We start from the raw sequence: 20,629 nt of genomic DNA, 5'->3' as shown, positions 1-20,629 counted from the left end.
CTAGGCCCGAGCGGACGGCGGCTATGCCGCGCGTACCTCCCGCTCGGTGGCCGGGGCCGGCTGGTGCGGGCAGGGGCGGCGCTGCGCGAGGGCACGGCGCAGGAAGCGCGGCAGGCCGAACGTCACGAATCCCTCGGCCTGCATCGCCGCGAAGCCGATCCGCGGCAGGTCGCGGCTGGAGCGGTAGACGACGAAGCGGGGCTCCCAGCGCGGCCGGAACTTGGCGTTGAACTTGTACAGGGACTCGATCTGGAACCAGCGCGAGAGGAACACGAGCAGCCCGCGCCAGGCCCGCAGGACCGGGCCCGCGCCCAGCTTCTCGCCGCGGGCGAGGGCGGCGCGGAACATCGCGAAGTTCAGGGAGATCCGCTCGATGCCGAGCTTCGGCGCGGCCTGCAGGGCGGCGACGATGAGCAGCTCGTTCATGCCCGGGTCGGCCGAGCGGTCGCGGCGCATCAGCTCCAGGGACACGCCGTCCTTGCCCCACGGCACGAAGTGGATGACGGCCTTCAGGTCGCCGTAGGGTCCGGGCTTCTCGTCGGCCTTGTGGGCTGTCGCGATCAGGCAGTCGCCGTCGTTCGGGTCGCCGATGCGGCCGAGGGCCATGGAGAAGCCGCGCTCGGTGTCGGTGCCGCGCCAGTCCTCGGCGGCGCGCTGGATGCGCTCCAGCTCCTTCTCGCCGAGGTCACGGATGCGCCGTACGCGCGTCTCGTAGCCATTGCGCTCGATCCGCTTGACCATCTGGCGCACGTTGCGCATCGCGCGCCCGGACAGGGAGAAATCCGCGACATCCACCACCGCCTCGTCCCCGAGCTCCAGGGCGTCCAGGCCCGTCTCGCGGGTCCAGACCTCGCCGCCGGTCTCGGAGCAGCCCATGACGGCGGGCGTCCAGGAGTGCGCCTTGGCCTCGTCCATGAAGCGCTCGATGGCTCCCGGCCAGGCCTCCACGTCGCCGATCGGGTCGCCTGAGGCGAGCATCACACCGGAGACGACGCGGTAGGTGACGGCGGCCTTGCCGCTGGGCGAGAACACGACGCCCTTGTCGCGGCGGAGCGCGAAGTGGCCGAGCGAGTCACGGCCGCCGTGCTTGGCGAGCAGTTCGCGCAGTCGGCTCTCGTCGTCCTGGGTGAGCCGCGCCGCCGGGTGCTCGGGGCGGAAGGCGAGGTAGACGGTGGTGAGGGCGGTCAGCATGCCGAGGGCGCCGAGGGAGAAGCCGACGGTCCAGGAGGTGTTGCCGGTGTAGTCGACCGGCCCCTCGAAGCCGAACAGGCCGTACAGCACATGGGCGAGGCGCTCCGAGATGCTCGGGTCGCCGACGACCTTCTTCGGGTGGACGCTGACGATGACCAGGCCGAGCGCGATGGAGCCGGCGCCGAGGAGCACGAAGTTGGCCAGGGCGCGCCAGCGGCTGCGCGGGTCGGGCAGCGCGGCGAACTCGCTGCGGTGGCGCAGCAGCAGCGCGAGCAGCGCGAGCGAGATCGCCGCGCCGATGAAGGAGTGCCGGTACGTGAACTGCGCCACCGCGCCCGCGGGCAGCAGCACCACCGCGGCGCGCCACGCCCGGCGCTTGTGCCGCCGCAGGCCGTGCGCGAGCAGGAGCAGCAGGACGCCGCAGCTCAGCGCGAGGGCGGCCGCGAAGGGGCCGAGCGCGCCCGGCAGGACCTCCGCGAAGGTGTGCAGCCGACTGCGCCGGAAGCGGGGGAAGACACCGGCCGCGATGTTCAGCAGCGCGACCAGGGTGCAGATTCTCGCTGCGAGGACCGGGACGGCTTCGGGGCGGGGGCCGCGGAAGAACCGGCGCAGCCCCCGGTCGCTGCCGTCGTTGCCTCCTGGAACCGCACCCGACATTTCCCCATCTATCCTGACAGACATCGCATCCCGTAGTTCTGCGAGAGAGCTTCCATCCGGTGCCAAAGGTGGCGTCCGGTGATATTGCGCCCTCTAGGACGGTCCTTCGGGGACACGGGTTCACTCCCGGCCGGAAAACCGGTGTAAAGCTGGCGGAAAAGGAACGTCGCCCCTCTGGAGCCGACGGTTCCGCCCCCCGGGAAGAGAACAGGCAGAAAGCGCAGGCAGGATCATCCCATGGGTCTCACGAGCAATAATGTGCTGGCACTTGCGGTAGCGCTGGCCGTGCTGCTGTTCATCGGCACGATCTGGCTCTGGCCGCGGCTCGCACGCCGCAGCTGGCGCGCCGTCACCGGCCGCGTCGGACTGCTGCTCGCCACACAGCTGGCCGTCTTCGCGTCGGTCGGCCTCTCCGCGAACCAGGCGTTCGGCTTCTACGCCACCTGGGCCGACCTCTTCGGCCAGGAGACGGCGCAGGGCGTGGTCGTCGACCACGACGCCATGAAGGGCGAGAAGGGGCCCGTCCGTGTCGTCGACACCAAGTCCGTGGACGTACCCGGCGGCGGCATCCCCCGCGTGGGCGGACAGATCCAGAAGATCGACATCCAGGGCCGGAACTCCAAGATCGCGAGCCCGGCGTACGTGTATCTGCCGCCGGAGTACTTCCAGCCGCAGTACAAGCACCGCACCTTCCCCGCGGCCGCCGTCCTCACCGGCTACCCCGGCACCGCGGAGGCCCTCATCAAGGGCCTGCACTACCCGCAGACGGCTCACCGGCAGGTCAAGGACGGCAAGATGCAGCCGATGATCCTGGTCATGCTGCGGCCGACGGTGGCGCCGCCCCGGGACACCGAGTGCGTGGACATCCCCGGCGGCCCGCAGTCCGAGACGTTCTTCGCCAAGGACCTGCCCGACGCCATCACCGACCACTACCGCGTCGGCAAGAAGCCCGACAGCTGGGGCATCATCGGCGACTCCACGGGCGGCTACTGCGCCCTGAAGCTGGCCATGCACCACCCCGGCGTGTACGGCGCCGGAGTGGGCCTCTCCGCCTACTACAAGGCGGCCCAGGACGTGACGACCGGGAACCTGTTCCACGGGGACGAGGACCTGGAGCGCCGCGCGGACCTCATGTGGTACCTCGACCACATGCCGCCGCCCAAGACCTCCCTCCTCGTGACCACCAGCAAGAAGGGTGAGGGGAACTTCAAGGACACCAAGAAGTTCATCGACAAGGTCAAGGCGCCGACCCGGGTGTCGTCGATCACCCTGGAGAGCGGCGGCCACAACTTCAACACCTGGCGGCGCGAGATCCCGGCGTCGCTGGTGTGGATGAGCGGACGGCTGACGGGTGGGTCGGACGTGCGCTGAGAAGCGCGTACGAGCGCTGGGCGAGCTCTGAGCGGCCGGGCCCGCGTCCTGTCACGGGACGCGGGCCCGCGTGCGTGTGACGCGGGCCCGCGTGTGCGTGAGGGCCCGTGTGCGTGAGGGGCCCGCGTGTGCGTGAGGGGGGACGTACGCCTGCCGCGAGGCGGAGGCTCACACCCCCGTGACCGACGCCACCGTCTCCAGCTCCACTTCCTCGCGCGGGATGTCCCGCGCGTCCGCCGCCGTCGAGCGGCGCAGCGCCTCGTGCAGCCGGGCCGGGGTGAGCACCCCGAGGAAGCGGCCCTCGCTCTTCTCGTCGATGACCGCGATCCAGCCCGCGTCGTGCTGGAGCATCGTCGAGAACGCCTGCTTCAGGCTCGCGCCCACCGGCAGCCACGCCTCCATGCGGCGGGCGTGCTCGCGCACCGTGCCCTTGCCCACGCGCGCGTGCTCGGCGGAGAGCCAGCCGTGCAGGTTGTTCTCGCCGTCCAGGACGACGGCCCAGCGGGCGTCCGCGGCGAACTCCTTGGGCAGCGGGTCGTCCAGGTGCACGACGGGCGGCTGCTCCAGGTCGCCCTCCTCGATGGGGGTCACCGAGAGCCGCTTCAGGCCCCGGTCCGCGCCCACGAAGTCGGCGACGTACTCGGTCGCGGGCGCGCCGAGGACCGTCGAAGGGGTGTCGAACTGCTCGATGCGGCCGTGGCCGTAGACGGCGATGCGGTCGCCGAGGCGGACGGCCTCCTCGATGTCGTGCGTGACGAAGAGCACGGTCTTGCGCACGGCCTGCTGGAGGCGGAGGAACTCGTTCTGCAGATGCTCGCGCACCACCGGGTCGACCGCGCCGAAGGGCTCGTCCATCAGGAGCACCGGCGGGTCGGCCGCGAGGGCCCGGGCCACGCCGACGCGTTGGCGCTGGCCGCCGGAGAGCTGTTCGGGGTAGCGGCCGCCGAAGGTCGCGGGGTCGAGGCCGACCAGGTCGAGGAGTTCGGCGGCGCGCTCGCGGGCCTTCGCGCGCTTCACGCCGAGCAGGTGCGGGACGGTCGCCGTGTTGTCCAGGACCGTCTTGTGCGGGAACAGGCCGACCTGCTGGATGACATAGCCGATACGGCGCCGGAGTTGGACGGGGTCGATTCCGGATATGTCGTCGCCGTCGAGGAATATCCGCCCGCCGGTGGGCTCGATGAGCCGGTTCACCATTTTCATCGTCGTGGTCTTGCCGCAGCCCGACGGGCCGACGAGCGTGACCAGTTCACCCTCGCCCACCTCGAAGGACAGGTCGTCGACGGCCGTCGTGCCGTCCGCGTACCGCTTGGTCACGTTCTCGAACCGGATCATGATTCCCCATTGTGGCGCGTGTTCTGTGAAGGCCGTGTTGCGCCGGCACGAAGAGCCTCTCTGCGTCTCGGTGATTGTCAGTGCTCGGGGTTAGGGTCGCCAGACAGCGGAACATGTGGCTTTCGGCACGTGTCCGGGAGGGCATGGTGACGGGCTTTCGGGGGAGGCGGGGCGGGTGAGCAAGCGCGACTGCCTGGTGGCGAACGACTGGATCTGCGGGGAGTACGTCCGTTCCCGCAGCCAGGAATTGATCGACGCGACGGTGGAGCACGTGGCGATCACGGCCGCGTCGGTGGCGATAGGAGTGGCGGTCGCGCTGCCCCTCGCGCTGCTCGCGCGCCGCTGGCGCTTCCTCGCGGCCCCGATTCTCGGCGTGACGACGGTGTTGTACTCGATTCCGTCGCTCGCGATGTTCTCGCTGCTGCTGCCGTTCTTCGGCCTGTCGGCGTCCTTGGTCGTCACGGGCCTCGTGCTGTATTCGCTGACGATCCTCGTGCGGAACATCCTCGCGGGACTCCAGGCGGTTCCCGAAGAAGCCAGAGAAGCCGCCAAGGGGATGGGATACGGCCCGCTGCGGCTGCTCTGGGAAGTGGAATTGCCTCTCGCACTTCCGGCGTTGCTCGCGGGCGTGCGGATCACGACGGTCTCCACGGTCGCGCTCACCACCGTCGGCGCCATCGTGGACTACGGCGGCCTCGGCACGCTGATCCTCGACGGCCTCGACACCCAGTTCAAGGCGCAGGTGCTCACGGCGTCGGCGCTGTGCGTCGCGCTCGCCATCACCGCCGACCTGCTGCTCCTCGCGCTCCAGCGGCTCCTGACGCCCTGGACGCGAGCCCATCGAATACGACCGGGCCGGTTCGCGCGCAAGGCGGACCCGGCCAAGAGCGTGGCCAAGGTGGCTGAGCCCGTATGAACGCGATATCCGGTGCCTACGACTGGCTGACCACGTCCGCCAACTGGCAGGGCGAGAAGGGGGTGTGGCACCGGCTCGCCGAGCATCTGTACTTCAGCGGCGTGTGCCTCGCCGTGGCCTGCCTGATCGCGCTGCCGATCGCCATGCTGCTCGGCCACATCGGCAAGGGCGGCGCGCTCGCGGTCAACATCTCCAACGTGGGCCGTGCGGTGCCCACGCTCGCCGTCCTCATCCTGCTCACGCTCACCCCGCTCGGCGAGCACGGGGACCTGCCGACGCTCATCGCGCTCGTCCTCTTCGCGGTGCCGCCGCTGCTCACCAACGCCTACATCGGCATGCGCGAGGTGGACCGGTCGGTGGTCGAGGCGGCGCGCGGCATGGGTATGAGCGGGGGGCAGGTGTTCGCCCGCGTCGAACTGCCGCTGGCGTACCCGATGGTCATGACGGGCGTCCGGTCGGCGGCGGTGCAGGTCGTGGCCACGGCGACGCTCGCCGCGATGGCGGGGGAGGGGGGTCTCGGGCGGATCATCACGGCCGGGTTCAACCTCCAGAACACCCCGCAGGTCGTCGCGGGCGCCTTCCTGGTGGCGCTGCTCGCGCTGGCCGTGGAGGGCGTCCTGGTCCTGGCCGGGTGGGTCTTCGATCCGATGCGGGGGCGGTCCCGTGTGAGCGAGTGAGTGGCGGGGCGCTCGGTGTCGGCTCCGGCCCGCGCGGCTCCACCGGTGTCGGCTCCGCCCGTTCGGGCCGGGGCCCTGCTTGACGCTTGATGTGGAAACTCTCGAAATGGTGGTTCACCGATGAACAGCAGGACGCGTCGCGCGCGACGGATGGCAGGGGCGGCCACGGCCGTCGTGGCGCTGACCGCGGGTCTCACCGCGTGCGGCGGCGACAGCCTGGAGGACGACAAGGGGTCCGACGGCGGCGGCAAGGGCAAGATCGTGGTGGGCTCGGCGCGGTTCACCGAGCAGAAGGTCCTCGCCGAGCTGTACGCGGGCGTCCTGCGCGACGCCGGGTACGACGCGTCGGTCAAGACCGTGCAGAACCGCGAGGTCTACGAGCCCGAGCTGAAGAAGGGCACCATCGACGTGGCGCCCGAATACGCCGCCACGCTCACGGAATTCCTCAACCTGAAGAAGAACGGCGCGGACGCGAAGCCGGTCGCCTCCAGCGATCTCGACGCGACCTACGGCCAGCTCACCAAGCTCGCGGGCGGGCGCGGCCTGAAGGCACTCCCCGCAGGTGAGGCCGTGGACCAGAACGCCTTCGCGGTGACCGAGGATTACGCCAAGGAGCACAAGCTCAAGACGCTTTCCGATCTTGGAAAGTCCGGTGAGAAGGTCCGCATCGCCGCCGGTGACGAATGCGAGACCCGGCCGTTCTGCGCGCCGGGCCTGAAGAAGAAGTACGGCATCGACGTCGCCGGAATCGACCCCAAGGGCGTCGGCACCACCCAGTCCAAGCAGGCCGTGAAGAACGGCACGGACCAGCTCGTCCTGACGACGACCACGGACGCGACGCTGAAGAACTTCGGCCTCGTGATCCTGGAGGACGACAAGAAGCTCCAGAACGCCGACAACATCCTTCCCGTGGTCAACGAGAAGGAGGCGGGCGACAAGAAGATAGCCGCGGCGCTCGCCAAGGTCACCAAGACGCTCACGACCGACGATCTCATCGAACTCAACCGCAAGGTCGACGCCGAGCGGCAGAAGGAAGTGGATGTCGCCAAGGAGTATCTGGAGTCGAAGGGCCTGATCAAGAAGTAGGTCCCCGGACGGCCCGGGCGCGCGCTTCGCGCGGTCCCGGGCCAGGCCGAACTCCGGATCCCCGGGGAGCCTTCGCGGCGGAATGCGGAAGCGGCGCGCGCCGGGTTGCGGAATCCGCGCGGAGGAGGTGGAGTGACGCTTCCAGAGGAAGTGGCTCGACGGGGTGGGGAGTTGCGGTGGGGGTACCGGGAATTTGGCGGGCGGGGCACCAGACTTCGCCTACGCGCGGTAAGTTTCTGGCCATGCCACGTGGACGTCACCGCCATTCCCCACCACTGCACAGGCTGCTTCCTCCGTCGGCGGTCGCAGGCTTCTCCCTCGTCTGCGCCGGCGGCGCCTGGATGTTCGCGGAACCAGTCGTGCTGCGCGGCCTCGCCGCCGCCGCGGCCGCGAGTGCTGTCATCGGCTCGGTCGTCATGCGCCAGTGGGACCGGTCGGCGGGCAAACGCGTCGCCGAGCTGAGCCGGGCGCGGGCGAGCGACGAGTGGCGCTACGACGAGCGCATAGCCGAGGCCGAGTCCGACCTCGAGGAGTCGCGCGAGCTGCGCACCAAGCTGGAGGCCAAGCTGCGCTCCAAGCGCGCCGAGCTCGCGGCGCTCCGCAACGAGCACGCGGCGCTGCTCCGGCGGTACGCGACGGCGGAGACCGAGCGGGCCAGTGCCCTCGAAGGGCGGCGGCTGCTCGCCATCGAGACGTCCACGCCGACGCGGGCGTTGCCGCCCGGGGTGGGGGCGGACGAGGGTGAGGTCGGCGCATCCGCTGAGGTGGAGGAGGCTGCGGGGGAGGCAGAGTCCGTCGATTCGGGTTCGTCTTCGTCCTCGCCTTCGTCCTCGTCTTCGCCTTCGTCCTCGTCTTCGTCTTCGTCCTCGTCTTCGTCTTCGTCTTCGTCCTCGCCTTCGTCCTCGTCTTCGTCTTCGTCGGAGGAGTCCGTCGAGTCCGTCGAGTCCGTCGAGTCTGTCGGGTCCGTCGGGTCTGTTGACTCCGGTTCGGCCGGGGACTCCGTCGACGCGGTCGGTTCCGCCCAGGGCTCGGAGCCTTCCGAGGGCGTCCGGGTCGCGGTCCGGCCCGGCGCCAGTCCCACGCCCTCGCTGTACGGGCGCGCCAACGACGCGCTCGACCGGCTCGCGCGGGCCGAGGCGCGGCCCGCGGTGACGGAGGGCGGGCTCGACGCCGCCGACGGCTCCGATGTCGCTGACGCCGCCGAGTTCGCCGAGGACGGCGACGCCGCCGGTGACGTGGACGGCGGTGACGGCCAGGGGAAGCCCGCGGCGGTCGACGGGCACGGTCACGAGCGTGCGGCCGCCGGTCACTTCGCGGTTCCCACCGCTGCGGCCGTGGTGCCGCCCGCGCGGGTGCGGCGGCCCGCGGGAGAGGGCGGCTTCGACTTCTTCGGTACGAAGAGCACGTCCGCGAAGAGTGTGGCACCGGCCGCCCTGGAGGCCGTCCAGAACGAGGACCTCGCGGACGTCGTCGGCGAGGAGGCCCTCGCGGTGCACAAGGCGGAGGCCGAGGCCGAGTTCAGGCCGTCGGACGCGGCGACGGACGCCGAGCGCGGGGTCGGTCAGGTCATCGACCTCACGGCCCACGACGAGACGGAGCAGATCGACGTGGAGGGGCTGCGCACCGCACTGCGCGCGTAGCGTTCCCCTGACCGGGGCGCCTTGGGTCGGCCGCCGCTGCGCGGCGGCCTTTTCCCCATCCGCCCACCCGTCTCTGCCGAACGCGGGGCACCGTCCGGCACCGGCACACCTGTGTCCCCCCGGCCCCGCCGCACCCGGAGCCCACCGCGCTCAACCCCCCGCCCCACCCACCATCCACCGATCCGGCAACGCCTCCCGCCGTCCCGTCCGGGAGCGTTCCGCCTGGGCGTGCAGGAGTTCTGTGGCCTCCTCCGTGCCCCGTAGCCGTGCTGTCACCGTCTTGTTGGCGCCCGTGTCCACCTTCACGTCGGCGACGTCCTTGAAGCGCTTCCAGGCGCCCTGGGACAGCCGTACGCTCTGCACCTTCGCGTGCGGGACCAGGGAGAGGCGGCGGCGGAGCAGGCCGTGGCGGGCGGCGAAGACCGCGTCGGTGACCGTGAGGCCGTAGCCGTGCCACCACACCGGGACGCACCACGCGGCCCGTTTCGGCGGGCGCGACAGTTCGCTCGCCGCCGGTACCCGCGCCCCGGGCAGCACCCGCGCGATCACCGACTCGGCCCGCGCCCGCGGGGCGACCGGCACCAGGACGCTGTTGGACGAACCCGCCACGTCCAGCTCCACGCGCACCCAGTCCAGGCGCCGCCACAGCATCGGCTCGACCACGTGGACCGTCTGCACGCGCCCCGGCGGCACCGTCTCGTGCGCCTTGTCGAGCAGCCCGTGGTCGATGCGCAGGCCGTCCGGAGACTCGCCCACCCGCCAGTCGTACTCGGCGATGAACCGGCCCACACTGCTCGCGAACGCGCCGCCCAGCATCGGCAGCGCCGTCGCGACGACCGTCCACGCGTTGTGCGTGATCAGCCACAGCACCGTCGGCACGACCAGCGCGGCCACCAGGAGCGCCCAGGGCGCGCCGGTCAGGAGCAGCGACACGGCGAGCATGCGGGGCTCCACGTGCAGCAGGTTCCGCGCGGGCGCCTCGCCGACCTCGCGGGCCGTCTCCGGGGCGAAACCGGCCGCCCGCGCGAGCAGTTCGGCGCGCAGCGCGGCCGCGTGCCGCTCGTCGAGGTAGGCCAGCTCGTCCTTCTTCTCGGTGCCGATCACGTCCAGTTTGAGCTTGGTCACACCGATGAGGCGGGCCGCGAGCGGCTGCGTCATGTCGACGGCCTGGAGCCGGTCGAGGCGGATGTGCGCCGTGCGCCGGAACAGCAGCCCGGTGCGGATGCGCAACTCCGTGTCCGTGACCGCGTAGTGCGTGAACCACCAGCTCAGAAAGCCGTACAGGGCACCGCCGACCACCACGGCCGTGGCGCCGAGCGCGAGCGTCGTCGCGGTCAGCTCGGACAGGCGGCGCTGGGTGCCGTCCGGGTCGTGGAAGGCCCAGCCGACGAGGATTGCGACCGGCGCCCACGCGCGGCGCAGCGGTGTGACGGGATGCAGGCGCCGTTCCCGTACCTCTGTCGAGTCGAGTGCAGGCTGCGCCGGTACGTCGCCGGGCGTCCCCGCCCCGCCCTGCTCCTGCTCCCGCGCCCCGCTCACAGCCCCGCCGATCGGGCCTCGCCGAGTTCCGTGAGGCGGTCGCGCAGGCGCTCGGCCTCCTTGGGGTCGAGGCCGGGGATGCGGGCGTCCGTGGCGGCCGCGGCCGTGTGCAGCTGGACGCCGGCCAGGCCGAAGTACCGCTCGACGGGGCCTGACGTGACCTCGACGAGCTGCATGCGGCCGTACGGCACGATCGTCTCCTGGCGCCACAGCACGCCCCGGCTGATGAGGAGGTCGTCGGCCCGCTCCGCGTACCGCCACGAGCGCCAGTTGCGCCCGAGCAGCACCCAGCCCCAGGCCGTGAGCGCGAACGGCAGCGCCGCGAAGGCCGCCCACCCGGGCCCGGCGAACAGGCCGAGCAGCACGCCGAGCGCCACCCCGATCGGCACCAGCCACACCACGAGCAGCATCCGGCGCATGGTCAGCACTCCGCGCGGCAGCCCGGTCCACACGGGCGGCGCGTCGCGCTCCCCCGTGGCTCCCCCTGGCCCCGACCCCGTCCCGGTCTCCATGCACCCAAGCGTACGTACGGGATCTGACAGCGGGGCGTCCCGGCGTACGGGATCTGACCGTGGCACCGCGGCGGGCGTACGACAGACTGTGGGCATGAGCCCCACGACGGAGCACACGCACACGCCGCGGACGACGGAACCCACCGAGACCACGTTCGGCATCGGCGGTGCCGCGGAGAGCACCGACATGGTGCTCAACATCGGCCCTCAGCACCCGTCCACGCACGGCGTGCTGCGCCTGCGGCTCGTCCTGGACGGCGAGCGGATCGAGCGTGCGGAGCCGGTCATCGGCTATATGCACCGCGGCGCGGAGAAGCTCTTCGAGGCGCGCGACTACCGGCAGATCGTGATGCTGGCCAACCGCCACGACTGGCTGTCGGCGTTCTCGAACGAGCTGGGCGTGGTCATGGCCGTCGAGCGGATGCTCGGCATGGAGGTGCCCGAGCGCGCGGTGTGGACGCGCACGCTCCTCGCGGAGCTGAACCGGGTCCTGAACCACCTGATGTTCCTCGGCTCGTACCCGCTGGAGCTCGGCGGCATCACGCCCGTCTTCTACGCCTTCCGGGAGCGCGAAGAGCTGCAGAACGTCATGGAGGAGATCTCCGGCGGGCGCATGCACTACATGTTCAACCGGGTCGGCGGCCTCAAGGAGGACCTGCCCGCGGGCTGGACCACGCGCGCGCGGGCGGCCGTCGCCTCGGTGCGGTCGCGCATGGACGTGTACGACCGGCTCGTGCTCGGCAACGAGATCTTCCGGGGGCGCACCCGCGGTGTGGGCGTGCTCTCCGGAGAGGCGGTGCATGCCTACGGAGTGAGCGGTCCGATCGCCCGCGCCTCCGGAGTGGACTTCGACCTGCGCCGCGACGAGCCGTATCTGGCGTACGGCGAGCTGGGCGACGTCCTCAAGGTGGTGACCCGTGAGGAGGGCGACTGCCTGGCCCGCTTCGAGTGCCTCCTGGAGCAGACCCACAACGCGCTGGACCTCGCGGACGCCTGCCTGGACCGCGTCGCCGACCTCCCGCAGGGCCCGATCAACCAGCGGCTGCCGAAGGTCCTCAAGGCCCCCGAGGGCCACACGTACGCCTGGACCGAGAACCCCCTCGGCATCAACGGCTACTACCTGGTGTCCAAGGGCGAGAAGACCCCGTACCGGCTGAAGCTGCGCTCCGCCTCGTACAACAACATCCAGGCCCTCGCGGAGCTCCTGCCGGGGCAGCTCGTCGCCGACATGGTGGCGATCCTGGGGTCGCTGTTCTTCGTCGTCGGTGACATCGACAAGTAGTCAGGGCGTGAGTACGTCCCCCAGGGGCATGCCGACCGGCTGCGTCAGCCAGCCGAAGTCGCCGAGGCCTCCCGCCGCCGTCAGCTCGGCGGCCTGGCCCGCGCCGGCCAGCGCCCGTACGTAGCCGGTCGGGTCGCTGGAGGCGAGGGCCAGGGGCGGGCGGTCGCCGGAGACCCCGAGGGCGCGCAGGGCGGCGCGCTGGGTGAGGAGCAGGGCGTCGGGCAGGGCGCACGCGTCCAGGGCGACGTGCGCCGTGATGTCGCGGCTGCCGTCCGGGACGGGCCGCTCCTCGCGGCCTGCGCGGAAGCCCGTCAACGTGCCGAAGGGCGGCCGGTCGGCGCGCGTGTGGGCGTAGTCGACGGCGACCGCGAGGCCGCGCGTGAGCGTCGCGAGTGCCGCCGCCCACGCCTCGTCCCGGGGGCGGCCGATCTCCGCGCGCAGGCCCGCCTCCGGGCCGAGCGGCCACCAGCGCGCGAGCCACGCGGCGTCGGGCCCGGCCACCGGAGCGCCGAGCTCCTCGGTGCCGTCGGCGTGCACGAGGACCTGGCGCACGGCCCCGTCGGGGGCCCGCTCGGCCACGTCCAGGGGGACGTTGTCGAGCCACTCGTTGGCGAACAGCAGGCCCGTCACGTCGGCCGGGGGCTCCGCGCGCCACTCGATCACCGGGTCGAGGCCTTCGGGGCGCGCGGCGCGCTCCACGGCGTACGCGCGCGTACGCGCCGCCACGTCCGCCGGCAGCGCCGCGATGACGCCCGCCGTCAGCTCGCCGCGGCCCGCGCCCATGTCCACGAACGCCAGCTCCCCGGGGTGCCCGAGCGCGGCGTCGACGCGGCACAGGAGGCGGGCCACGGCGCCCGCGAACAGGGGCGAGGCGTGCACGGAGGTGCGGAAGTGACCCGCGGGTCCCTCCGGGCGCCGGTAGAAGCCCTCCGGGCCGTACAGCGCCTCCTCCATGGCTTCCCGCCAGGCGCGCGGCGCGCCGACTGGCGCTCGCGGCGCTCCCCGTGCCTCATTCGTCACAGCGAGAAGGGTATGCGGGCCTCCACCTTGGGGAGTACGAGGCGGCCCTGCGGATCGGACCTCCGGTTGACCCGAGGGGCCCGACGGGTTGCCTACGCTGGGTTACGTGCAGCGCCTCTATGACTTTCTCCGCAGACACCCGACGGGAGTCGACGCCTTCTGGGCGCTCATCCTGTTCGGGATCTCCGGGCTTGGCCTGGTGGCCGTCTCCGAGGCTGACGGCCGCGACCCGGCCCTCGCGTCGGTACCGGTCATCATCGGCCTGTGCCTGGTGGTGGCGCTGCGGCGCCGGTGGACCGACCGGATGCTGCTGCTCGCCGCCGGGATCGGCGTCCTGCAGATGCTCTTGGACGTGCAGCCAGGTCCCGCCAACTTCGCGATGCTCGTGATCATCTACACGGCGGCAGCGGACGGGCCGCCGTGGGCCTCGCGGTTCGCCCTCGGCGGCGGCCTCGCGGCGGCTCCGCTGTCGCAGCTGCGCTGGCCGGACGGGGCGTCGGGGGTCTGGGGACACCTCCTGTTCATGGTCTTCATGGTGGTGCCGTTCGCGCTCGCCTGGGTGCTCGGCGACTCCATCCGCACCCGCCGCGCCTACCTGGCCCAGCTGGAGGAGCGCGCGGACCGCCTGGAGAAGGAGCGCGAGGCGCAGTCCAAGGTCGCGGTCGCCGCCGAGCGCGCCCGCATCGCCCGGGAGCTGCACGACGTCGTCGCGCACAACGTGTCCGTGATGGTGGTGCAGGCCGACGGCGCCGCGTACGTCCTGGACGCCGCTCCCGACCAGGCCAAGCAGGCCCTCGCCACCATCTCGGGCACCGGCCGCCAGGCCCTCGCGGAGATGCGCAGGCTGCTCGGCGTGCTGCGCACCGGCGAGCCCGAGGAGAGCGGTGAGTACGTCCCGCAGCCGGACGTGGAACAGCTCGACGAGTTGATAGAGCAGGTGCGCGGCGCGGGCCTGCCGGTCGACTTCCGGGTGGAGGGCACCCCGCGCCCGCTGCCCAGCGGCGTCGAGCTGACCGCGTACCGCATCGTCCAGGAGGCGCTGACCAACACCCGCAAGCACGGCGGCGAGAACGCCGGGGCGAGCGTCCGGCTCGTCTACTTCGACGACGGCCTCGGGCTGCTCGTCGAGGACGACGGCAAGGGCGCCCCGCACGAGCTGTACGAGGACGGCGGCGCCGACGGCAGCGGCCACGGCCTGATCGGCATGCGCGAGCGCGTCGGCATGGTCGGCGGCACGCTGGACGCGGGACCGCGTCCGGGCGGCGGATTCCGCATCAGTGCTCTGCTGCCACTGAAACCCGCACACTGACACCTGTCAGTGCCGTGGTCGCCGCGCATGCCGAGCGTGCGCGGGGCGCGCCCCGCGCACGGACGCCGCACCGCAGCCCCCGCACCAGCCCCCGCTCCGTCCGCGATGATGGACGGACGACCCATCCATGAAGGCCACGCACGAAGGCCGTGCACGAAGGCCGTGAAGGGACTCCTTGATGTCGATCCGCGTGATGCTCGTCGACGACCAGGTGCTGCTGCGCACCGGGTTCCGGATGGTGCTCGCCGCGCAGCCGGACATGGAGGTCGTCGCGGAGGCCGGTGACGGCGTCGAGGCGCTGCAGGAGCTGCGCTCCACGGCGGTCGACGTGGTCCTGATGGACGTCCGGATGCCGAAGCTGGACGGCGTGGAGACGACGCGGCGCATCTGTGCCGCCGCCGAGCCGCCGAAGGTGCTGATCCTGACCACCTTCGACCTCGACGAGTACGCCTTCTCGGGCCTGAAGGCGGGCGCTTCCGGCTTCATGCTCAAGGACGTGCCGCCCGCCGAACTGCTCGCCGCCATCCGGGCCGTGCACAGCGGCGACGCGGTCGTCGCGCCGTCCACGACGCGGCGGCTGCTCGACCGCTTCGCCCCGATGCTGCCGGGCACCGGCAGCCAGCCGCACCACAAGGAGCTGGGGCGCCTCACCGAGCGCGAGCGCGAGGTCATGGTGCTCGTCGCCCAGGGCCTCTCGAACGGCGAGATCGCGGCGCGGCTCGTGCTGTCCGAGGCGACCGTGAAGACGCACGTGGGCCGCATCCTGACCAAGCTCGGGCTGCGTGACCGGGTGCAGGTGGTGGTGCTCGCCTACGAGACGGGGCTGGTGCGGGCGGGCGGCGGCACGGGCTGAGCCGGCGCCCGGCCGTCGGGGTGCGCTGAACCGGCGCCCGGCCGCCCGCACGGGCTGAGCCCGCGCGCGGGCGGCCTGCCGGCGCGTGGCGTCAGCGCAGGACGCCCTCGATGAACTCGCTGCCGAGGCGGGAGACGACGCCCAGGTCGAGCTGGTGCTGCACGTACCGCCCGCGGCGGCGGGTCGTGATCAGCTCGGCCTTCTTCAGGACGCTCAGGTGCCGGGATATCTCCGGGGCCGTCATGCCGTGCGCGTCGGCCAGCTCCCCCGTGGTGTACGACCCGCGGGCCAGGTGGCGGCACAGGCGCATCCGGACCGGGTGGGACAGCGCGGCCATGCGGCGCGTGAGCTGCTCCACGGAGGCGGGGGCGGCGAGCCCCGGGGAGTTCACCGGATACGTGATCGAGGACTGCCAGCCGAACCGGTGCAGGACCAGCAGGTGCGGCCAGCCGAGGCTGGTCGGCACCAGGACCAGGCCGCCCTCGCCCGTCCTCGTCTGGCCCACGGCCATCTTGTCGATGGTGATCCTGCGGGCCTCCTCGTCCAGGGTCACCGCTCCGGAGATGGCGTTCAGCGCCTCGCCCAGGCCCTTGCGGCGCAGCAGATCCGTCTTGTGCCGGGCGTCCGCGGCGAGCTGATGGCTGACCCGCGACCAGGTGTCGGCGAAGAAGGCCTCGTCGCAGTCCTCCATCAGCTGCCGGAACCAGGCCCGCACCGCGGGCGGGTCGTCCAGGAGCCGCTTGGTGAACCGCACCTGGTGGTCACCGCGGGCCGCGGCGAGCTCCAGGGCGTGGCGGCGCATCCCGGCGTCGTTCAGCGGGTCCGTGGCGCGCTGCGTGTCGTACGCCAGCTGACAGGTGAACTCCAGGGCCGCGTCCACGAACTGCTGGTCCGTGAGCTTGTCCAGGAGGTCCAGCTCCTCGGCGAGGGTGGCGCCGGGGAGCGTGGTCTTGCCGGGGATGCCGGCGAACGGCGCGAAGACGTCCGAGAACGTCGTCCGCCACAGGAAGTCCGCCTCGCACATGCGGTCTGCGAGGCACGGGTCGAGGCGCGTGGAGACGGCCGTCGCCCAGCCCTGCAGCCCCGGGTGGTGTCCGGGCTCGGACAGCGCGTGCAGCGCCATGCCCAGCTCGGCGAGGGGCGAGGGCACGACATGGACCCGCTCCGGCGTCAGGCCGGTGATGTCGATGCTCACGCTCATGTCCCCATGGTGCACCGTGCCACTGACAGCGCCGGCGTCGATTGACGACTGACGTCAATCGACGCGACACGGGCCGTGGGCCTCGCGCAGGTTTGTGTCGTCGCCGGTCACGCATCGGCCTGGGGCGCCGATGTCGCCGCCCCTCGACTCATGGGGCTCCGCCCCTCTCCCCCTGTTGCCGCTTCGCGGCTCGTCCTCAAGCGCCGGACGGGCTTCGTCCCCCTTGATGTCCGTTAAGTATCATTGCTCCTGAAAGGTCTACGTCATGAGCGTCACCCAGCAGTACCTTCTCGACAGCTACCGCGCCGCCCAGCTCGGGGAGCGGACGCCGCCCGCGCCCGGTGTCTGCGACTGGCAGGTCGTGCGGGAAGTGCGTGACTACGGGCGCTTCAACGCCGTCGTCCACGAGCGTCCGGCGCACGGGCGCTTCCGGGGCGCGCTCGGGCGGCTGCTGCGCGGGCTCAGGGGAGGCGGCGCACGAACTCCGCGACCGCTGCCCTGACGTCGTCGGGCGTCCACGCCAGGCCGGGTCCGGTCACGGTGACCTCCGTGACGGACAGGCCCGGCGGGCCCTCCGGGAACCAGCGCCAGAACAGCTGGGTCCCGGTCTCCTCGGCCTGCGTGAGCGCCGCCTCGTTCAGGACGTCGGCGTCGTAGGGCAGCCAGACCTGGAACTGGTGGGTGTGCGGGGGGTCGGGGTGTACGCGCGACCAGGGCACCCGTGCGGCCGTGAACCCCTCGTGCAGCGCCTGGGCGACCACGCGCGCGTGGGTGACGTACTCCGGCAGGCGCGGCAGCACGCGCTTGAGGCCGAGCAAGGCCGACACGGCGGTCGGGAACTGCTGGAACATCAGGCCGCCGTACCGGTGCCGCCAGGCGCGCGCCTCGTCGGTCAGCGTCCGCGGCCCGGCGAGCGCGGCTCCCGCGATGCCTTCGAGCGACTTGTAGAACGACACGTACACGCTGTCCGCGACCGCCGCGATCTCCGGCAGCGGGCGGCCGAAGTGCGTCGTGCACTCCCACAGGCGCGCCCCGTCGAGGTGCACGACGGCGTCCCGTTCGCGCGCCGCCGCCACCACGTCCGTGAGCTCCTGCCAGTCGGGCAGGACGAAACCGGCCTCCCGTAGCGGCAGTTCGAGCATCAGTGTTCCGAAGGGCTCCTCGAAGTCGCGCACCTCGTCGGCCGTGGGGCAGCGCGGCTCGTCCGTCGGGTGCACGGTGCGCAGACCGCTCACCACGGAGAGGGCGCCCCCCTCGTGCACCTCCGGATGCGCGCGCGGGTGCAGGGCCACGGTGGCGTTGCCCGTGCGCCCCGCCCAGCAGCGCAGCGCGACCTGCTGGGCCATCGTGCCGGTGGGAAAGAAGACGGCGTCCTCCTTGCCGAGCAGCCGCGCGACCTCGTCCTCGAGGTCGGCGACCACGCCGTCGCCGTACATGTCGCTCATCCCGTCCGGGGCCGTGACGTCGGCGACGCCTTCGGCGAGGGCTGTGACGCGCTCGGCCAGGGTCACCGTCATGGGGGAGCGGGTCAGGAGGCGGGCGGCGCCGCGGGCCGCGGCGATCCGGCGCTCGCGGCCGTCCGGTTCGGTGGGCTCGTCCGGCTCGGTGGGCTCGTCCGGTGCGGCGGGCTCGTCCGGTGTGGCGGAAACGCGTGGTTCGGCAGACTCGTCCGGCTCGCTGGGGTCGTCCGGCTTGTCGTGTGCGGTCATCCACAGATCATCGCGCGTGGTCGTACGAATGCCCACAGCCTGTGGACAGCCGACGGCGCTCCGCCGACGGATAGCGTTAGCATGACGAGAAATCGTCCGGTACCCCGAGCGGACTGGAACGGAAGGCCTCATCGCGTGAACGCATCCCACCGGCCGGAGCAGCGTCCGGAGCCCCGATCGGACCCCAGGGACCGCCCCGCGCGGCTCACCGTGGGCGTCGTCGGAGCGGGCCGCGTAGGTCCGGCGCTCGCGGCGGCGCTCCAGCTCGCCGGGCACCGCCCGGTGGCCGCCTCCGGGGTGTCCGACAGCTCCGTGCGGCGCGCCGCCGCCATGCTGCCCGACGTCCCGCTCGTCTCGCCCGCCCAGGTCCTCGAGCGCGCCGACCTGGTCCTGCTCACCGTCCCCGACGACGCGCTGCCCGGCCTGGTCGAGGGCCTCGCCGAGACGGGCGCGGTGCGCCCGGGACAGCTCCTGGTGCACACCTCCGGGCGGTACGGCGCGAAGGTGCTCGAACCCGCCCTGCGCGCCGGTGGCCTGCCCCTCGCGCTGCACCCGGCGATGACGTTCACCGGCACCCCCGTGGACGTACAGCGCCTGGCCGGCTGCTCCTTCGGCGTGACCGCACCCGACGAGCTGCGGCTCGCCGCGGAGGCGCTGGTCATCGAGATGGGCGGCGAGCCCGAGTGGATCGCCGAGGAGGCCCGCCCGCTCTACCACGCGGCCCTCGCGCTCGGCTCGAACCACCTGGTCACGCTGGTCGCCGAGGCCATGGAACTGCTGCGGGACGCGGGCGTCGAGGCCCCGGACCGCATGCTCGGCCCGCTCCTCGGCGCCGCCCTCGACAACGCCCTGCGCTCCGGTGACGCGGCCCTGACCGGGCCCGTCGCGCGCGGGGACGCGGGCACGGTCGCCGCGCACGTCGCCGAGCTGCGCAAGCACGCGCCGCAGACCGTCGCCGGGTATCTCGCGATGGCCCGCGCGACCGCCGACCGCGCCCTCGCCCACGGCCTCCTCAAGCCGGAACTCGCCGAGGATCTGCTCGGGGTGCTGGCGGGTGGGGTGAACGGGCCGGGGGGCCTTGGGGGATCGGGCCTCGGTGGTCCGGCTGGTCCGGCTGGTCCGGCTGGTCCCGGTGGTCCGGCTGGTCCCGGTGGTCCCGGTGGTCCGGCCGGTCCCGGTGGTTCGGGCGGGCCGGGCGGGCCGAGTGAGCCCGGCGGTTCGGACGGCCCGGGTGGTTCGGACGCTTCGGACGCTTCGGACGGAGGGGACCGATGAGCGAGGAGACGAACTCGCGGGGGCCGCAGGCGCCCGAGACCCCCCGCGACACCACCCTCCTGCACACCACGGCGGACCTCCGCGCCCGCCCCCGCACCGGGCGCCGTGTCGTCGTCATGACCATGGGCGCCCTGCACGAGGGCCACGCCACGCTGGTCCGCACGGCACGGCAGGCGGCAGGGCCCGGCGGCGAGGTCGTCGTCACGGTCTTCGTGAACCCGCTGCAGTTCGGCGCGGGCGAGGACCTCGACCGCTATCCGCGCACCCTCGAAGCCGACATCAAGACCGCGTCCCAGGCCGGTGCGGACGTCGTGTTCGCCCCCGCCGCGGAGGAGGTCTACCCCGGCGGCGAGCCCCAGGTCCGGGTCACTGCGGGCCCCATGGGCACCGTCCTCGAAGGGGCCACGCGCCCCGGGCACTTCGACGGCGTGCTCACCGTCGTCGCCAAGCTGCTGCACCTGACCGCGCCCGACGTGGCGCTGTTCGGGCAGAAGGACGCCCAGCAGCTCGCCGTGATCCGCCGCATGGTGCGGGACCTGAACTTCGACGTGGAGATCGTCGGCGTGCCCACGGTCCGCGAGGACGACGGCCTGGCCCGCTCCAGCCGCAACCGCTACCTGTCGCCCGAGGAACGCCGCACCGCGCTCGCGCTGTCCCGCGCCCTGTTCGCGGGCCGCGACCGGCACGCCGCGCAGGAGGCGCTGCGCGCCCGGGCCGCGCTCGCCCCCGCCACCCACGCGCGCGTGGACGGCCTGAACGCGCTGGGCGAGGCCCGCGCGGCCGCCGACGCGCACGCCGTCGCCCAGGCCGTCCCCGCGGGCCCGGCGGGTCCCGCCGCCGTCCGCGCGGCCGCCCGGCAGGTCCTCGACGAGGCCAGGCGGCTGCGCCCGCCGCTCGTCCTGGACTACCTGGCGCTGGTCGACCCGGCCGACTTCCGGGAGATCGGCCCCGACCACCGGGGCGAGGCGATCCTGGCCGTCGCCGCCAAGGTCGGCACCACCCGCCTGATCGACAACATCCCGCTGACGTTCGGAGCCCCGGCATGAGCCCGCGCCCGTA

Annotated in this window: 18 protein-coding genes; 11 read left to right on the top strand and 7 right to left on the bottom strand. The window is 72.6% G+C overall.

Annotated elements, in window-relative coordinates; translation table 11 throughout:
• Positions 1-21: 21 nt before the first annotated feature.
• Positions 22-1,848, bottom strand: coding sequence for a phosphatidylglycerol lysyltransferase domain-containing protein (locus OO63_RS25585; RefSeq protein WP_030361047.1), 1,827 nt, complete (start codon positions 1,846-1,848; stop codon positions 22-24).
• Between the two features lie 237 nt (positions 1,849-2,085).
• On the opposite strand from OO63_RS25585, the gene OO63_RS25580 reads away from it, so the two are divergent.
• The gene (locus OO63_RS25580) at positions 2,086-3,219 is read left to right on the top strand and encodes an alpha/beta hydrolase (RefSeq protein WP_030361046.1); all 1,134 of its coding nucleotides are present in this window, start codon (positions 2,086-2,088) and stop codon (positions 3,217-3,219) included.
• 168 nt (positions 3,220-3,387) lie between these two features.
• Here the strand turns inward: OO63_RS25580 and OO63_RS25575 are convergent, their stop codons facing one another.
• Positions 3,388-4,551, bottom strand: a complete 1,164-nt coding sequence (locus OO63_RS25575) for an ABC transporter ATP-binding protein (protein ID WP_030361045.1) — start codon at positions 4,549-4,551, stop codon at positions 3,388-3,390.
• A gap of 175 nt (positions 4,552-4,726) precedes the next feature.
• Here OO63_RS25575 and OO63_RS25570 point away from each other — a divergent pair, with 175 nt between their 5' ends.
• The 4 genes from OO63_RS25570 to OO63_RS46050 all read left to right on the top strand — a co-directional run bounded on the left by OO63_RS25570 (position 4,727) and on the right by OO63_RS46050 (position 8,870).
• Positions 4,727-5,467 (top strand): ABC transporter permease, encoded by a 741-nt coding sequence (locus OO63_RS25570; protein WP_030361044.1) that lies wholly within the window; start codon positions 4,727-4,729, stop codon positions 5,465-5,467.
• Positions 5,464-6,144, top strand: coding sequence for an ABC transporter permease (locus OO63_RS25565; protein WP_030361043.1), 681 nt, complete (start codon positions 5,464-5,466; stop codon positions 6,142-6,144). The genes OO63_RS25570 and OO63_RS25565 overlap by 4 nt, the downstream gene beginning before the upstream one ends.
• Before the next feature lie 120 nt (positions 6,145-6,264).
• Complete coding sequence (locus tag OO63_RS25560) at positions 6,265-7,230, top strand: ABC transporter substrate-binding protein (protein ID WP_030361042.1); 966 nt, start codon at positions 6,265-6,267, stop codon at positions 7,228-7,230.
• A gap of 242 nt (positions 7,231-7,472) precedes the next feature.
• The gene (locus tag OO63_RS46050; RefSeq protein WP_169786633.1) at positions 7,473-8,870 is read left to right on the top strand and encodes a hypothetical protein; all 1,398 of its coding nucleotides are present in this window, start codon (positions 7,473-7,475) and stop codon (positions 8,868-8,870) included.
• A gap of 150 nt (positions 8,871-9,020) precedes the next feature.
• Here OO63_RS46050 and OO63_RS25550 read toward each other — a convergent pair whose 3' ends face one another.
• Both OO63_RS25550 and OO63_RS25545 read right to left on the bottom strand, forming a co-directional pair.
• A complete protein-coding gene (locus tag OO63_RS25550; protein ID WP_234311330.1) occupies positions 9,021-10,409 on the bottom strand; it encodes a PH domain-containing protein in 1,389 nt (462 codons plus the stop codon).
• A complete protein-coding gene (locus tag OO63_RS25545) occupies positions 10,406-10,921 on the bottom strand; it encodes a PH domain-containing protein (RefSeq protein ID WP_030361039.1) in 516 nt (171 codons plus the stop codon). Before OO63_RS25545 ends, OO63_RS25550 begins: the two co-directional genes overlap by 4 nt.
• A 94-nt stretch (positions 10,922-11,015) precedes the next feature.
• Here OO63_RS25545 and OO63_RS25540 point away from each other — a divergent pair, with 94 nt between their 5' ends.
• Positions 11,016-12,203 carry an NADH-quinone oxidoreductase subunit D gene (locus OO63_RS25540; protein ID WP_051811177.1) on the top strand — a complete coding sequence of 396 codons (1,188 nt, stop codon included), beginning with the start codon at positions 11,016-11,018 and terminating at the stop codon, positions 12,201-12,203.
• On the opposite strand, the gene OO63_RS25535 is transcribed toward OO63_RS25540, so the two are convergent.
• Positions 12,204-13,157 (bottom strand): SAM-dependent methyltransferase, encoded by a 954-nt coding sequence (locus OO63_RS25535; RefSeq protein ID WP_033264458.1) that lies wholly within the window; start codon positions 13,155-13,157, stop codon positions 12,204-12,206.
• A gap of 172 nt (positions 13,158-13,329) precedes the next feature.
• Here OO63_RS25535 and OO63_RS25530 point away from each other — a divergent pair, with 172 nt between their 5' ends.
• Positions 13,330-14,532 carry a sensor histidine kinase gene (locus OO63_RS25530; RefSeq protein ID WP_030361036.1) on the top strand — a complete coding sequence of 401 codons (1,203 nt, stop codon included), beginning with the start codon at positions 13,330-13,332 and terminating at the stop codon, positions 14,530-14,532.
• A gap of 178 nt (positions 14,533-14,710) precedes the next feature.
• Positions 14,711-15,385 carry a response regulator transcription factor gene (locus tag OO63_RS25525; protein WP_030361035.1) on the top strand — a complete coding sequence of 225 codons (675 nt, stop codon included), beginning with the start codon at positions 14,711-14,713 and terminating at the stop codon, positions 15,383-15,385.
• A 91-nt stretch (positions 15,386-15,476) separates the two neighbouring features.
• Here the strand turns inward: OO63_RS25525 and OO63_RS25520 are convergent, their stop codons facing one another.
• Positions 15,477-16,586 carry a DUF5937 family protein gene (locus OO63_RS25520; protein ID WP_030361034.1) on the bottom strand — a complete coding sequence of 370 codons (1,110 nt, stop codon included), beginning with the start codon at positions 16,584-16,586 and terminating at the stop codon, positions 15,477-15,479.
• Positions 16,587-16,851: 265 nt separating this feature from the next.
• Between OO63_RS25520 and OO63_RS25515 the strand changes: the two genes are divergently transcribed.
• Entirely contained in the window at positions 16,852-17,088 is a 237-nt protein-coding gene (locus OO63_RS25515) for a hypothetical protein (RefSeq protein WP_030361033.1), read from the top strand.
• On the opposite strand, the gene OO63_RS25510 is transcribed toward OO63_RS25515, so the two are convergent.
• Positions 17,048-18,295 carry a threonine aldolase family protein gene (locus tag OO63_RS25510; protein WP_078619355.1) on the bottom strand — a complete coding sequence of 416 codons (1,248 nt, stop codon included), beginning with the start codon at positions 18,293-18,295 and terminating at the stop codon, positions 17,048-17,050. The two genes, OO63_RS25515 and OO63_RS25510, sit on opposite strands and share 41 nt — an antisense overlap.
• A 210-nt stretch (positions 18,296-18,505) precedes the next feature.
• On the opposite strand from OO63_RS25510, the gene OO63_RS25505 reads away from it, so the two are divergent.
• A complete protein-coding gene (locus OO63_RS25505; RefSeq protein ID WP_234311331.1) occupies positions 18,506-19,570 on the top strand; it encodes a Rossmann-like and DUF2520 domain-containing protein in 1,065 nt (354 codons plus the stop codon).
• On the top strand, positions 19,567-20,616 hold the full coding sequence (gene panC, locus OO63_RS25500) for a pantoate--beta-alanine ligase (RefSeq protein WP_051811176.1): 1,050 nt from the start codon (positions 19,567-19,569) through the stop codon (positions 20,614-20,616). The genes OO63_RS25505 and panC overlap by 4 nt, the downstream gene beginning before the upstream one ends.
• Positions 20,617-20,629 lie beyond the last annotated feature (13 nt).

This window comes from Streptomyces alboflavus (assembly GCF_000716675.1).
In the GTDB taxonomy this organism is placed as follows: domain Bacteria; phylum Actinomycetota; class Actinomycetes; order Streptomycetales; family Streptomycetaceae; genus Streptomyces; species Streptomyces alboflavus.
The sequence above is the reverse complement of the archived record's forward strand: the minus strand, read 5'-3'. Positions and strand labels throughout refer to the sequence as shown.